The sequence below is a fragment of the Pseudomonas chlororaphis subsp. aurantiaca genome, assembly GCF_013466605.1.
Lineage (GTDB): Bacteria > Pseudomonadota > Gammaproteobacteria > Pseudomonadales > Pseudomonadaceae > Aquipseudomonas > Aquipseudomonas chlororaphis_I.
The window spans coordinates 3,734,431-3,748,265 of sequence record NZ_CP059162.1 but is presented as its reverse complement, the minus strand read 5'-3'; the positions used below and the strand labels follow the sequence as shown (position 1 = coordinate 3,748,265).

Genomic DNA, 13,835 nt, shown 5'->3' with positions numbered 1-13,835 from the left:
GCTCGACAGGATCAGAATCGTGGGTATCGATCATATCCAGCTCGATGTGGCCGATATTGAAGAAAGCCAGGCGTTTTATGCGCGGGTGTTCGGTTTCGAAGTGAAGGAAGTGGGTATTCGTGCCTTTACCCGCTGGATGATTATTGGCGCGGATCAGACACTGTATTTATGCATGCATGAATATGCCGAAGGGCGGGGTGTAAAGAATGATGGCCTGGAAATTACTCACTTCGGTATTTTGGTGGAAGACTTCGACCATGTTCTGGCGCAACTACGCGATCACGGCGTGAAGTTGCTCCCCGATTATGAAGTTCAATACCACTCTTCACGTTCGGTTTATTTTCTCGATCCCAATGGTTACAAGATCGAGATATCCGAGAAGTACGGCGGCGGCATAGAAGACGCCAGGCGGACAATGTGCCAATAAGCAGCGCGACGGACCGGGAAGTGTCCGGGGAGGGTGGCGTGTCGGATTACGCTGAGCATTTGCAAAGCACATGGTACAAAAACAACCAGGCGCTGCGCTGTTACAGGCCATGGCGGGATACGCCGGTGCTGGACTGGCACGTCAAGCCGACTCATCAGCGCACGATTCCCTGCGCCGAACGGGTATGGAGCATTCCGTGCAGGATCGGCGAGGACCGCATCGTTTTCGGCTGCTGGGACAACAGCCTGCAGTGCGTCAGCCTGCGCGATGGCGCGCACCAGTGGCGTTTCGCGACCCAGGGGCCGGTCTACAGCTCTCCTGCGGTGTCGGACGATGGCAGTTTCGTGGTGGGTTGCGAGGACCATGTCTTGCGCCGGATAAGCCAGGATGGCGAATGCCTCTGGGCCTTTCATGCTCAGGGGCCATTCCATGCCAGCCCGACCATCGATCCAGCCAGAAGCATCGTCTACGCAGGCAGCTACGATCATACGCTGTACGCCCTTGACCATGCCTCGGGCAGGTTGCTGTGGAAGCAGTCGTTCGACGAGCAGGTAGAGGACGATCTCTACAGCTCGCCAGCACTGGATGCGGACGGCAATGTCATCGTCGGCACCGACAATATCCTGATGTGCTTCAGGCCCGACGGCGAGGAGCGCTGGAGAATCACCGAAACCGGCAGGTTCGAAGGCACCGCGGCGATCGACCATGCCTCGGGGCGTGGTGTCATAGGCACGGAAGTCGACGGCAAGATCATCGTGTTCGAGACCAAAAGCGGTACGGTCCTCAGGCAATTTCACACCGATGGCTTCGTGGTGTCTTGCCCGAGCCTGTCCCCGCAGGGGGTGGCGTACGTCGGCAGCAATGACGGGCATGTGTACGGGATCGACCTGCACAGCCTGCAATGCCTGTGGCGGGTCAACCTGGAGTGCGAGTTCAGGTACACGCCCTTTACCGTGCTGCCTTCCGGCGATGCCTTGCTGGTCGGCACGGATGAGCGCCTGCATTGCCTGGCGCAACGCACCGGCGAGAGCCTGTGGCGCCTGGAGCACAGTGGCGGTTTTCATTCCTCGCCACTGCTTACGGATGACGGTCACCTGGTGATCGGCTCGCATCGCAACGCCGTACATTTCTATCGATGGATCCGCTGACGCGGGTCGAATCCCAACTGCAAACAGGAGTGTTGGATGAGTCACGAACTGGAAGTCGAGGCGCTCTTCGACGAGTGGGCCATCGAGGATGGCGCGGTGGACATGGCCCGGGAACATTGGGCCCGGGTCGAGCCTGTGCTGTCCGCCCTTGAACCATCTACAGGGCGTTACCTGGAGATCGGGCCGGGCAATGGTTACGCCCTGGAGTACATGGCCAGGTCGAAGTTCGCCAGCGGGCATTGCCTTGCCGTGGAACTCAGCCAGGAAATGGCCCGCATGTGCGCCACCAGGGTGTCCGACCTGGATAACGTCGAGATCGATGTCGAGAGCTTCCTGAACTGGCGCCCGCCAGCAGGCCGCCATTTCGATCTGATCTTCTCCATGGAGGTGTTCTATTACTTCGAGGACATCGCCGCCGCCATCGAGAAAGCCGCCAGCCTGCTGGCGCCGGGCGGAGAACTGATCGTCATGGTCGACTACTACGAGGAAAGCCACGAGTCGCAGGACTGGGCGCAAGAGCTGGGCGTGAAGCTGACGCGCTGGCCGCAAGCTCGCTATCTCGACGCCTTCAAGGCGACGGGCTTGCAGGCGGTGACCCAGGAGGTGAAAAGCGGTGGCGTGCACGAGCACGGGCTGACGCTTTGCACCCGGGGCAAGCGCCCTTAGACCGATACCCATGCCTGAGCACAGGACGGTGCTTCGGCGGGCGACGGGGGAACTGGACATCGATTGCAGCCGCAGGGAGAGCGCTGGTGATATCCCATCTTGATCACATCGTCTATCCGCTGCCGGAGGGCCTGTTCGCGGAGGTCATCGGACAGTGGGAGCGGGCAGGCTTCATCGGGCATACGCGACAAGTGCAGCACGGCGACGGACGCGTAAGCGCCTTCTTCAGGTTGAGTGGGGGGTATCTTGAGTTCTGTTCCGAGGGGGCCGTGGGGGCCGGGGAGGGGCAGGATCTTCGACCCTGTTCGATCTGGCTCTGCTCGACCGATCTGCTGGCGGATGTCGAAGGCCTTTCGCCCGCGCGGCGTGCGGCCCTGGCGGTGACCGAGAAGACGCCGTTGGGCGAGGAGGCACCGGCCTGGCTGATTGCCAGCCTGCCGGCCCGCAGCCCGGGAGATGTACCGGTGTCGGTCATTCAGTACCTGCGCGGTATCGGTACGGACCTCACCCTGCTGGTAGCGGAAAATGGCCTGTTTGCGATCAGCGGGGTGTCATTGCTCTGCGCCCAGCCCGAGCAGGATCGACGCCATTGCTTCGAAGGCCTTGGCGACGTGACGGGGAGCATCGGCACGGAGGAGGGGCACTTGTCCATCGGTCACCAGTGGCTGGCGTTTCTGCACCGCGCAGCGCAGCGCCACAGTGGGCCGGTGGACTTGGCGCGGGCGTCCTGCCTGGTGCACCTGGCCACGGTCGACCTGGGTCGGACAACCGCGATGCTCGAAGCGGCCGACTTCGCCCTGGACCACGTGCCCGGCCTGGGGCTGCTCGCCCAGTCAAAGGTCGCGCCGTCGATCTGTCTTGTAATCGACACGGGATTGTCCCCTGCCTGGCATCAGGCGCAACTGCTGGCGCGCCGCCGATAAATACGCCGCGCCACAGCTGCCGATGGTCCCGGCCAGCCGGGCAAGTACCTAGGATCACCATGCTAGTATTCTGGCGTTTTGACTGAATCGCAGGACGCGCGAGTTATCAAGGAGATGTATGTCAAAAGCAATCGAGCTGTGTGATGTCAGCAAGGTATACGAAGTGTACCGAGCCAGTGACGGCCATTCACGCAGCCTGCTCCGGTATTTTCGGCGTGAGAAAGAGTTCATCCCCGCGGTCAGGGATGTCTCCTTTTCGATCGACGCGGGTGAGGTGGTCGGGTTTCTCGGCGGCAATGGCGCGGGCAAGACCACGACCCTGAAAATGCTCTCGGGCATCGTCCGGCCCAGCAGCGGGCATCTCTCGGTCCTGGGACATGAACCCTTCAAGAGACGGCCGGAGTTCCTCAAGTCGATCACCCTGGTCATGGGGCAAAAGCAGCAACTGACCTGGGACTTGCCGGCGCTGGAGTCTTTCCACCTGCACGGTGCCCTCTACGACATACCGCCTGCCGAATGCCGGCGCCGGATCGATGAACTGTGCGAGTTGCTGTCGGCCGGCGACATCGCCCGCCGCCCGGTCAGGAAGCTGTCCCTGGGCGAGCGGATGAAATGCGAGCTCATCCTGTCGTTGCTGCATCGCCCGAGCATTCTGTTTCTCGACGAGCCCACCATCGGCCTGGACCTGGAAATGCAGGTCGCGATCCGCAAATTCCTCGTCGACTACAACAAGGCGTTCGGGGCGACGATCATCCTGACCTCGCACTACATGGCGGACATCGAGGCGCTGGCCAACCGGGTCATCGTCCTGGACCGTGGCCAGGTGGTGTTCGACGGCGGCCGGCAGGCGCTGGTGAAGGCCCATGTTTCCGAGCGCCGGGTGTGCCTGCGTTTCTCCTCGGCGGTCAGCGACGAATCCCTGCGCCCCTATGGCGAGCTGATCCGGCTGGACAACGAAGGCGCCGAACTGTTGGTGCCCGAGGAGCAGGTCGCCAAGACCGTGGCACAGCTGCTGGCGAGCTTCCCGGTGACGGACATCTCGATCCAGAGCCCGTCCCTCGAGCAGGCGTTCCCCCGCCTGTTGCTGCCAAGGGAGCACGCCTGATGGTCGCCCTGGCTTCGTTGCCCGGCATTGCCGGGCGCCTGATCCGCACGAGCGTGCTGGTGACCGTGATCTACCGGGCGCAGCTGTTCGTGTGGCTGATCAGCGGCGTCGCGCCGTTGTTCATGATGCTGATCTGGTGGGAGCTTTCCCGGGACCAGGTGATTGGTGGGTACGCTGCAAGCGATTTCGTGGCGTATTTCCTGGGCATCTATCTGGTCAGGCAACTGACCGCGGTCTGGGTCATCTTCGTGCTGAACGACGAGATACGCCACGGCACCTTGTCGGGCCGCCTGCTCAAGCCGGTCGCGCCGTTCTGGTTCCATGTGGCCGAACATCTGGGGCAGATGCTGGTGCGCGCGCCGATCGTGGTGACGGTGTTTTGCATCGGCGCCTCCCTGTTCGACATTGACCTGCCGAGCATCGCCAGGCAGCTGCCGTTTTTCCTGGTCTCGCTGGTCCTGGCCTGGATCATCATTTTCCATATCTATTACTGCGTCGGCCTGCTGGCGTTCTGGATGGCCAACTCCGTGGCGCTGGATGCCCTGGTCTGGTCGATGTACACCGTTCTGGGCGGCACGCTCATTCCCGTCGACCTGTTCCCCGAGGCGACCCGCTCCATCGTCGCGCTGCTGCCATTCGCCTCGGCTCTGGATTTTCCCGTCAAGGTGCTGATCGGTAAGGCCGCGGGCATCGAGCTGCTGTACGGTTTCGTGGCCCAGCTGTTCTGGGTGCTGGTGCTGGTGGCGTTGCGCCGGGGCCTGTGGCGCCAGGGCCTGAAGCGCTTTTCCGGAGCCGGCATATGAGCCTGAGAACCTTGAAAGTCCTGCTGGCCCTGATCAGGCATTCGATGCTCGCGGAACTGGAGTTTCGCGCCAATGCCATCACCAATGCGGTGAATACGGTGGTCGGCATGCTCCTGGCGCTGTACTTCCTCGATGCCATGTTCGCCGAAGTCGGCAGCCTGGGCGGCTGGAACCTCCACCAGGTGTTGGCGCTGTTCGGCGTGGCGCTGATCCTCGAGGGCCTGCTGGAGGTCTGGCTGTTTCCCAGCCTGCACGCGTTGTCGGAGAAGGTGCGCACCGGTGACCTGGATTACCTGCTGGTGCGTCCGGTCGACAGTCAGTTCCTGGTGTCCTGTTCGAAGATCAGCCTCTGGGAACTGCCCCGGGTACTGATCGGCCTTGCCGTGGTGCTGTACGCCATGTACAGCGAAGGCGCGCTGGGTGCAGGCAACCTCGCAGCGTTCCTCGGGCTGATGGCCGCGGGGGTGGCGATTTTCTACTCGGTGTTCCTGATCACCTGCACCTTGTCGATCTGGTTCGTGAAGATCGGCGATGTCTGGATCATCAGCTATACGCTGATGGAAATCGCACGGTTTCCGGTATCGGCCTTTCCGCAGACGATCCGCACGATACTGACCTTCCTCGTCCCGGTGTATTTCGTTTCCAACGTCCCGGTTACCGGGGCCATGGGCATGGTCGGATGGCCGCAGGTACTCGGCGCGATTCTGTTCGCTGTCGCCTTCCTGTGCCTGTCCAGGGTGTTCTGGCTGTTTGCCCTGAGGTCCTACAGCAGCGCTAGCAGCTAGTGCTTCAAGGTGCCGCGCCGGATGCCGCGCGGCGATAGTGATCGACCCACAGGGAAGTTTTTCGATGAGCACTTATTCCGGGCCCGTTCTCGACGCGCACGTGCATACCGAGTTCGCCGCGGCGGGCAGCCTGCAAGCGTTCCAGGCGTTGCAATCACGCTTCAATATCGTCGCCTCGGTGACCGACTCCCGTGCCCCCGCCTGCGGCGACCAGGCGTTGCGGGAACTGGGGGTGGGCAGGTGCGCGGTCATCGCCCAGCCTGAATGGTGCTCCGAGTCGCTGGCACAGGGGCTGGCCGACGGCGTCTACCTGGCGATCAAGATCAACCTCGGGTTCATGCATGTGTACGCCGACGACCCTCGGCTTCGGGAGCTGTACGCCCTGGCGCGCCAGTTCGATGTCCCGGTGCTGTTCCACAGCGGCGACACCGGCTGGCATCGCTCCAAGCTCAAGTATGCCCATCCGCTGAGCCTGGACGAGGTCATAGTCGAGCATCCCGAGGTGAACTTCCTCCTGGTGCACAGCGGCAATCCCTGGTTCACCGATGCCGCGGTGCTCGCGGCGAAGAATCACAATGTCTGGCTCGACCTCAGTTCGATCATCGAGGGCCCGTTGAGCGATGTCTCCGAGGCCACGCTGGACAGGCTGCTGATCGAGCCGATCCGCTGGATGCTCGACTACACCGGCAAGCCGGACAGGTTGGTCTTCGGCTCGGGTTGGCCCGCTGTCGATTACCCGGGTTATTTCGCCGCGTGCGCCAGGGCGATTGCGCCGCAGTACCACCGGCAGGTGTTCTTCGACAATGGCGCCCGGTTGTTCAAGCATTTTTCCAGGGAGCAGGGGGCCTAGATGCGCCGGTCACTGCCAAAAAAGGCCAAGTCCAAGCCCGGGGGCGCGCCGTCCTTGCGTGGCTACCTCAGGCACAAGGCCCATGCCGCGGCACTCGCCGACAACTGCCGGACCCTGTCCGGCGCGCTTTTCGCCGGGCGTGGGGCAGGGGAGCCCGGAGGGGCGCGGGCATCCCTGTGGATTGCCGGGAAGGCACGGGGGATGGGGCTCAAGGCCTGGCACGGCCGCAGAAGCCTTTTTCAGTCCGTGGCGCTTGGTTCCGCTACCCCGCGGGGCGGGCAGGTGACCATCCAGGGCGACGGTTGGCAGCCCGACCCGCTGCACGATGGTGAGTTGCTGATTCGTTCCCAGCAGGCCCGCGTCGTGTTCGACAACGCGCCTCTGGTCTTCGTCGGCTACGGCATAGTCGCGCCGCAATACCAGTGGGACGATTACGCCGGGCTCGATGTCGTCGGCAAGGTGGTGGTGGCGCTGCCCAACGATCCCGGGCGCAACAGCCCGGGGGGCGAGCGCTTCCAGGGTGAGCGGATGACCTACTACGGCCGCTGGGAATACAAGTTCGAGGAGGCCGCTCGACAAGGCGCCGCGGGCGTGATCATCGTCCACACCGATGAGCTGTTCGGCAGCGCCTTCCATCTGGTACGGGACGAGATGCGCCGGCCGTTTCGGTTTCTTCCGGGCGCGGTGCGCAGTGGCCTGGCATTCGAGGGGATCTGCAGCGAACGTTTCGGCCGGCAGTTGTTGTCCAGGGCCGGTGTCGAGCTCGATGCCTTCCTGGCCGACCCATGGCCGATGGCCAGACGCGCGCCCTGGCTCGACGTCCGCTTGCAGCTGCGCCTGGGTTTCGAGATCAAGATCGGCCATTGCCGGAATGTGCTGGGCATGCACAAAGGCGCGCTTTTCCCCCGGCAATGCGTATTGCTGTGCGCGCACTGGGATCATCTCGGCAGGACCCCGGACAGCAGCCAGCCCCGTGGCTACTACCCCGGCGCAGTTGACAACGCGGTCGGTGTCTCTGTGTTGCTCGAACTGTCCAGGCGGCTGGCGAACGCGGGCCCGCTACGCCGCACCGTGCTCTTTGCCTGGACCACCGCGGAGGAGGTGGGCATGCTCGGTTCCGCCCAGGTCGCCCGGTTGATCGACGAGACCGGCCTTGATGTGGTCGCGGCGCTCAACGTTGATGGCTTCGTGCCAATCGGCAGGACCCGCGACCTGAGCCTGGTGGACGGTGATCAATCCGAGCTGCCCAGTGCGTTCATGCGGGCCGGCAAGCAACTGAACCGGCAAATCAGTCTCGATGACGCGCCCGCCGCCGGCTACTTCTACCGATCCGACCAGGCGAGCTTCGCCAAGATCGACATCCCCGCGGTCCAGGTCAGTACCGGCAGCGACCTGATCAGCGGGGGCGTGGAGGAAGGCCTGAAACGGCATGACTTCTACGACTCGAACCTGTATCACAGCACGTCCGATGCGTTCGACAGGTACTGGGACTTCACCAGCCTCTGCGCCGACATCGACGTGCTTCATGAAACGCTGCTCCTGCTGGCCGACTCGTCATGGCGTCCCGCACTGCGCTCGCCGGCTATCCGGACCAGACTCCAGGGACAGGCAGATCCGGCTGATGGCCCGCGACGTTATCCAGATCAAGGCGGCCGAAAATCGTCGCCATGTTCATGAAACACAGGCTTCATCGTCGCGCTGCTGGCCTGCCGGTTGCCTTCGATGCAGTGGCCGAGGGTTTCGATGATCGCTTGGTACTCTTGGATATGACTCAGCCAAGCCGCATCGACAGCTCCACGTCGTTGCCGAAGGGCACGGACAGGTAGCCACTGCCGGGCGAACGTACCCGGGCCAGGTAGTCCGGGCAGTAATCCGTGTTATCGGCGACGATCAGCGCGCCCGGGCGCAGGCGGCTTTCGACCAGGGCCAGGATGTCGGCATACAGCGCCTTGGCGCCGTCGAGCAGGAGCAGGTCGATGGCTTCCGGAAGGTCGACCGCCAGGGTCTTCAGCGCGTCGCCTTCGCGGATTTCCACCAGGTCAGCCAGGCTGCCTTCGAGCAGGTGCTGGCGTGCCCGTTCTACCTTGGACGCTTCGAACTCGCTGCCGATCAGGCGGCCGCCGCCGTTGTCGCGGATGGCCGCGGCCAGGTGCAGGGTCGAGATGCCGAACGAGGTGCCGAATTCGACGATGTGTCGGGCCCGGGTGCTGCGTGCCAGCATGTACAACAGTCCGCCGGTTTCGCGCGAGACGGGCAGCCAGAGGTCTTTCAGGCGGCCATAGAAATCCATGTATTCGGTCTTGCTGTGCATCAGGCGCTCGCGTTCTTCGCGGGAGATGCCGGCGACGGCCGGGCTGGTTGCCGTATGGGCCTGCTCGAACAGGCGATCGAGCAAGGGCGCGAGCGGGGAAGTAGTCAGTGTGCTGGTCATGGGGGGATCCCGTGTGAAGTTGACGCCGGGTGGCGCGTAACTAAAATGCGATCAATTCGTCGCATTTAGAGGATATGAGCAAGTGACCGCATCTGCTATTCGCATTGGCTCCGGCCCTGCCAGGCCGTCATGAGCAATCGCCGGACCCCGCAGGTTTCCTCGCGAAAAGCCCCTAAACAGGCGCGCTCGACGGAGCTGGTCGCGGCGATCCTGGAAGCCGCTACTCAGGTTTTGGCCAAAGAAGGCGCGCAGCGTTTCACCACCGCGCGGGTGGCCGAGAAGGCCGGCGTCAGCATCGGTTCGCTGTACCAATACTTCCCGAACAAGGCGGCGATCCTGTTCCGGCTGCAAAGCGATGAGTGGCAACAGACCACGCAGATGCTGCGCGGCATCCTCGAAGATGTCGGCGAAGCCCCGCTGGAACGGTTGCGCGTGCTGGTCCGGGTGTTTATCCATTCCGAATGCGAGGAAGCCAGGATGCGCGTGGCGCTCAACGACGCCGCGCCGCTGTATCGCCACGCCCCCGAAGCGCAGGCCGTGAAGGCGCAAGGAGAGAGGATTTTCCAGGCTTTCATGGAAGAGGCGCTGCCCGAGGCGCCGCAGGCGGCCCGCGTCCTGGCCGCCGACTTGATCACCACCACCCTCAGCAGCGTAGGCAAGGACTTTTCAGAAAGCCCGCGCACCGCCGCAGAGATCCAGACCTATGCCGACGCGATGGCAGACATGTTCTGCGCTTACCTCACGCAATTGGCGCGCCGCGCTGGCTGACCGGTAAAGGCCGCGAGGTTGCCGGCCAGGCGCGCGGGGGCAAGCCTCCTGAAAAGGGGCTCTATTCAGCCGTCAGCACCTCGGGCGAAACCACCCACACACTGCAAGGCATCTTGTACAGCAATTGCTCCACCGTGCTGCCGATCAGGCGCCCCAAGCCACCACGATGACCGACCCTGCCCATGACAATCACGTCGACGTCATAGGCGTCTGCGTAGCTGGTCAGGACCTTGGCCGGGTTGCCCATGATCATGTGCTGGCGTTCCGCTGGAATGCCGTTGCGTTCGGCCAGTTCGTTGAAGGCCGCGCCCTGTGCGTCGAACAGGGTCTTGACTTTGCTGGACGAGAAAAACGTCGAGCTCTGGTCGAAGTTGAATTCGTCCTCGTCGATGGATGACAAGTCATGGGCATAGATCACGTCGAGTTCGGCGTTACAGGCGCTGGCCAGTTTCGAGGCTTCATGCAGTATCCGGTCGTTGAAGTCCTGGTACTGACCATCGCGATGGAACGGGTCGACCGCCGCGACGATCCTGCGTGGCAACGCATGCCGTACATGGCTGACAAAATGCAGGGGCACCGGACATTCGCGCAGCAGGTGGATGTCCAGGGGAGTGAAGAACACCCTCGACAGCCGCGATTGATGCTCCAGGGCCTTGATCAGCAGGGCCATGGGCTGTTCCTTGAGGTGCGTCAGGATTTCCTGCAGCGGGTTTTGCACCCACACCACTTCAGTGGTGACGGTGACACCCAGTTTGCGCAGCGGGCGGGCCTGTTCCTCAAGCCATTGGCGATGGCGCTCGACGTAGCCCAGGCGCATCTGCTCCAGGGCCTGTTCGTTGACCAGGCTGGCCGTGGCCAGACCCTCCAGGTAGTCGAAGGCGACGATGTGCAGGGCTGCATCTTCGGCCCTGGCCAGCGCGGCGGCCCGATCGAAGGCCGGGCTGTTCTCCATCAGCGGCGAGGCGACCAGCATGAAACGTGCTTGCTCGGACATGACAAATCTCCCAGGGGTAATAGCAAGTGACGGCAACGCGTCTTCGGCCGTGAAACCTTCTGCGATCCTGCCTCCGGCCGGGGGAGCGGGCTTGATCTGTATCAACCCGTCCGGCAGTGGAGCGGGCCAGCTGACGTGCGGTCAGTCGCGAGGGGCCCATTGATGAATTATTGATCATGATCAACCTCAGGGCCTGCCTCCCGGCGCAGCCTGGAACTCTTGCTGGACTCAAGCGCGAGCTCAGGACTGGAGGATCACCATGGCCACCATGAAAACGGCAATTTTCGTTGAAAAGAACCGGATCGTGCTTGATGAGAAGCCGATCCCGGAAGTAGGCCCACTGGACGCCCTGGTGCGCATCACCACGACAACGATCTGCGGCACCGACGTGCACATCCTGCGGGGCGAGTACCCGGTGGCCAAGGGCCTGACCATCGGTCATGAACCGGTGGGCATCATCGAGCGACTGGGTTCGCAGGTGCGCGGTTTTACCGAAGGGCAGCGGGTGATAGCCGGGGCCATCACGCCCAGCGGGCAAAGCTATGCCTGCTTGTGTGGTTGCGCTTCCCAGGACGGCCCGGACACCCGTCACGGCTTTCGCGCCACCGGCGGCTGGAAGTTCGGCAATATCATCGACGGTTGCCAGGCCGAGTACGTGCTGGTGCCGGATGCCCTGGCCAACCTGTGCCCGATCCCCGACGGCCTCAGCGACGAACAGGTGCTGATGTGCCCCGATATCATGTCCACCGGGTTTTCCGGGGCAGAGCGTGGCGAGGTCAATATCGGCGACACCGTCGTGGTATTCGCCCTGGGGCCGATCGGCCTCTGCGCGGTGGCCGGTGCACGGCTCAAAGGCGCCAGCCAGATCATCGGCGTGGATGCCGTGGCCGAGCGCATGACGGTGGCCAAACGCTTGGGGGCGACCCAGGTGGTCAACTTCAGGGACGGCAACGTGGTCGAGCAGATCATGGCGCTCACCGATGGCCGTGGCGTCGACGTGGCCATCGAAGCCCTGGGCACCCAGGGCACCTTTGAGTCCGCCTTGCGCGTGCTGCGGCCCGGCGGGCGCTTGTCCAGCCTCGGCGTGTATTCCAGCGACCTGCACATCCCCCTCGATGCCTTCGCCGCCGGGCTGGGCGACTACAGCATCGTCAGCACCCTGTGCCCCGGCGGCAAGGAACGCATGCGCCGCTTGATGGCGGTGGTGCAAAGCGGCGGGGTCGATCTGTCGCCGCTGGTGACCCACCGCTTCAAACTCGACGATATCGAAGCCGCCTATGAGCTGTTCGCTCACCAGCGGGACGGAGTCATGAAGGTGGCGATTACCCCGTGATGCCGGGGCGGGCGACGCGGGTGCTTGGACGGAGGCGATCGATGATCATCGACATTACAGAGAATCCGACCGGCCACGGCTGGGTGGTGCACATGGATACCCTGGAAGTGAGCTTCAGCAGCCTGGAAGCGGCAACGGCCTTCGTCGGTCAACTCAAGGCGCGCATCGCTGCGCCGCATGCCTGGCCGGCCAGCCCCGGTCTGATGGGGGACGCCCCTCGGACCGCCGGCAACCGATCCGCCCCGACGACCAGCAAGGGAGCCTGCCCAGGCCTGGTGAAGTGACCCTCGTGGCCAGGGCTGCAAGGTTCACCCGGATATGGAGGCGCTATGAGTGCGACCCTTGGCCCGGAGGGCGCGGCGGCTGCGTTGGGAATCGGCCTGCTCATCGGCCTGGAGCGCGAGCGGCACAAGGGGCGAGGAGACAGCCGAGCCTGTGCCGGGTTGCGCACATTCGCCATTACCGCGCTGCTGGGATACGTGGCCATGCAGGTCGGTGGTGGCCTGCTGCTAGGGATCATGACGATCTGCCTGGCCTCGCTGGTCACCGTGGCGTATTGGCGAAGCCTGGGCAGCGACCCGGGCGTGACCAGCGAAGTGGCGTTGCTCACGGTACTGGCGCTGGGGGCGATGTGCGGTACGGCGCCGGAACTGGCGATTGCCATTGGCGTGGTGATGGCCGGGCTGCTGGCCTATCGGCAAAAGTTGCATCATTTCGCCCGCAGCCAACTGAGCGAAGCGGAAATGCGCGACGGCCTGGTACTGCTGATCGCCGCGCTGGTGGTGTTGCCGCTGGCGCCGGATCGTTACATCGGGCCTTATGCCGCGATCAATTTGCGCACCATCTGCACCCTGACCGTGTTGCTGATGGCCGTGGGCGCGATAGGCCATATCGCCGTCCGTACCCTGGGCACCCGTTATGGTTATGCGATCAGTGCCATCGCTTCGGGGTTCGCCTCCAGCACGGTGACCATCGCCGCTATGGGGCATATCGCTGCCAAAGAACCGGACAGCATCAAGGTCCTGGGCTCGGCGGCGCTACTCTCCAACCTGGCCACCCTGACCCAGGTGGGCCTGATCCTGGGCGCGGTCGATACCGGTCTGCTGGGGCCTATGTGGGGGCCGCTATTCGCCGGTGCGGCCGCCACGGCATTGTATGGCCTGTGCCTGATGTTTCCCGCACCAGCCCAGGACGCCCACCAGCCGATCAAGGTCGGCGGCGCGTTCAACCTCAAGCTGGCCTTGCTCGTCACGCTGGCCATGACCGGTATTACTTTCCTGTCGTCGGTGATGTTGAGCCACTTTGGCGAAGTAGGGGTGATGGTCACGGCGACCCTCAGCGGTTTCGCCGACGCCCATTCCTCGACGGCGTCGATAGCCTCCCTGGCCAAGTCCGGCCAGTTGCCGTTCCAGGCTATCGCCACGCCGGTGCTGATCGTGATCAGCAGCAATTCCCTGAGCAAATGCCTGGTGGCCTGGGTCAGCGGCGGGCACCGCTTCGCCGCTTATGTCATTCCGGGCCAGGTACTGCTGACGTTGGCGATGTGGGCCGGCATCTGGTTGTACTGAAGCCTGTTGCTTCGGGTAGCTGACAAAGATCAAG

15 protein-coding genes are annotated in these 13,835 nt (G+C 63.5%); 13 read left to right on the top strand and 2 right to left on the bottom strand.

Annotation, left to right across the window (positions count from 1 at the left end; all coding sequences use genetic code 11):
- Positions 1-19 precede the first annotated feature (19 nt).
- The 9 genes from H0I86_RS17055 (at position 20) to H0I86_RS17015 (ending at position 8,384) form a co-directional block, all read left to right on the top strand.
- Positions 20-427 carry a VOC family protein gene (locus tag H0I86_RS17055; RefSeq protein WP_258019331.1) on the top strand — a complete coding sequence of 136 codons (408 nt, stop codon included), beginning with the start codon at positions 20-22 and terminating at the stop codon, positions 425-427.
- Positions 428-552: 125 nt separating this feature from the next.
- Complete coding sequence (locus H0I86_RS17050; protein WP_180921382.1) at positions 553-1,575, top strand: outer membrane protein assembly factor BamB; 1,023 nt, start codon at positions 553-555, stop codon at positions 1,573-1,575.
- Between the two features lie 36 nt (positions 1,576-1,611).
- Complete coding sequence (locus H0I86_RS17045; RefSeq protein WP_180921381.1) at positions 1,612-2,241, top strand: class I SAM-dependent methyltransferase; 630 nt, start codon at positions 1,612-1,614, stop codon at positions 2,239-2,241.
- 86 nt (positions 2,242-2,327) lie between these two features.
- A complete protein-coding gene (locus tag H0I86_RS17040) occupies positions 2,328-3,164 on the top strand; it encodes a hypothetical protein (RefSeq protein ID WP_180921380.1) in 837 nt (278 codons plus the stop codon).
- 118 nt (positions 3,165-3,282) lie between these two features.
- Entirely contained in the window at positions 3,283-4,269 is a 987-nt protein-coding gene (locus tag H0I86_RS17035; protein WP_016702952.1) for an ABC transporter ATP-binding protein, read from the top strand.
- On the top strand, positions 4,269-5,072 hold the full coding sequence (locus tag H0I86_RS17030) for an ABC transporter permease (protein WP_016702953.1): 804 nt from the start codon (positions 4,269-4,271) through the stop codon (positions 5,070-5,072). The genes H0I86_RS17035 and H0I86_RS17030 overlap by 1 nt, the downstream gene beginning before the upstream one ends.
- Positions 5,069-5,857, top strand: coding sequence for an ABC transporter permease (locus tag H0I86_RS17025; protein ID WP_016702954.1), 789 nt, complete (start codon positions 5,069-5,071; stop codon positions 5,855-5,857). Before H0I86_RS17030 ends, H0I86_RS17025 begins: the two co-directional genes overlap by 4 nt.
- Before the next feature lie 64 nt (positions 5,858-5,921).
- Positions 5,922-6,707, top strand: a complete 786-nt coding sequence (locus H0I86_RS17020) for an amidohydrolase family protein (RefSeq protein ID WP_016702955.1) — start codon at positions 5,922-5,924, stop codon at positions 6,705-6,707.
- Positions 6,708-8,384, top strand: coding sequence for a M28 family peptidase (locus H0I86_RS17015; RefSeq protein WP_180921379.1), 1,677 nt, complete (start codon positions 6,708-6,710; stop codon positions 8,382-8,384).
- A 94-nt stretch (positions 8,385-8,478) separates the two neighbouring features.
- Here H0I86_RS17015 and H0I86_RS17010 read toward each other — a convergent pair whose 3' ends face one another.
- Positions 8,479-9,138 (bottom strand): O-methyltransferase, encoded by a 660-nt coding sequence (locus H0I86_RS17010; RefSeq protein WP_180921378.1) that lies wholly within the window; start codon positions 9,136-9,138, stop codon positions 8,479-8,481.
- A gap of 129 nt (positions 9,139-9,267) precedes the next feature.
- Here H0I86_RS17010 and H0I86_RS17005 point away from each other — a divergent pair, with 129 nt between their 5' ends.
- Positions 9,268-9,906, top strand: coding sequence for a TetR/AcrR family transcriptional regulator (locus H0I86_RS17005; RefSeq protein ID WP_180921377.1), 639 nt, complete (start codon positions 9,268-9,270; stop codon positions 9,904-9,906).
- A 61-nt stretch (positions 9,907-9,967) separates the two neighbouring features.
- On the opposite strand, the gene H0I86_RS17000 is transcribed toward H0I86_RS17005, so the two are convergent.
- Entirely contained in the window at positions 9,968-10,900 is a 933-nt protein-coding gene (locus H0I86_RS17000; protein WP_180921376.1) for a universal stress protein, read from the bottom strand.
- 259 nt (positions 10,901-11,159) lie between these two features.
- Between H0I86_RS17000 and H0I86_RS16995 the strand changes: the two genes are divergently transcribed.
- Genes H0I86_RS16995 through H0I86_RS16985 form a run of 3 tightly spaced genes read left to right on the top strand, consistent with a single transcriptional unit; the run spans position 11,160 to position 13,801 of the window.
- Positions 11,160-12,233, top strand: coding sequence for an NAD(P)-dependent alcohol dehydrogenase (locus H0I86_RS16995; RefSeq protein WP_180921375.1), 1,074 nt, complete (start codon positions 11,160-11,162; stop codon positions 12,231-12,233).
- A gap of 41 nt (positions 12,234-12,274) precedes the next feature.
- Entirely contained in the window at positions 12,275-12,517 is a 243-nt protein-coding gene (locus H0I86_RS16990; RefSeq protein ID WP_180925951.1) for a hypothetical protein, read from the top strand.
- Positions 12,518-12,562: 45 nt separating this feature from the next.
- Positions 12,563-13,801 (top strand): MgtC/SapB family protein, encoded by a 1,239-nt coding sequence (locus H0I86_RS16985; RefSeq protein WP_180921374.1) that lies wholly within the window; start codon positions 12,563-12,565, stop codon positions 13,799-13,801.
- The last annotated feature ends 34 nt before the right edge of the window (positions 13,802-13,835 follow it).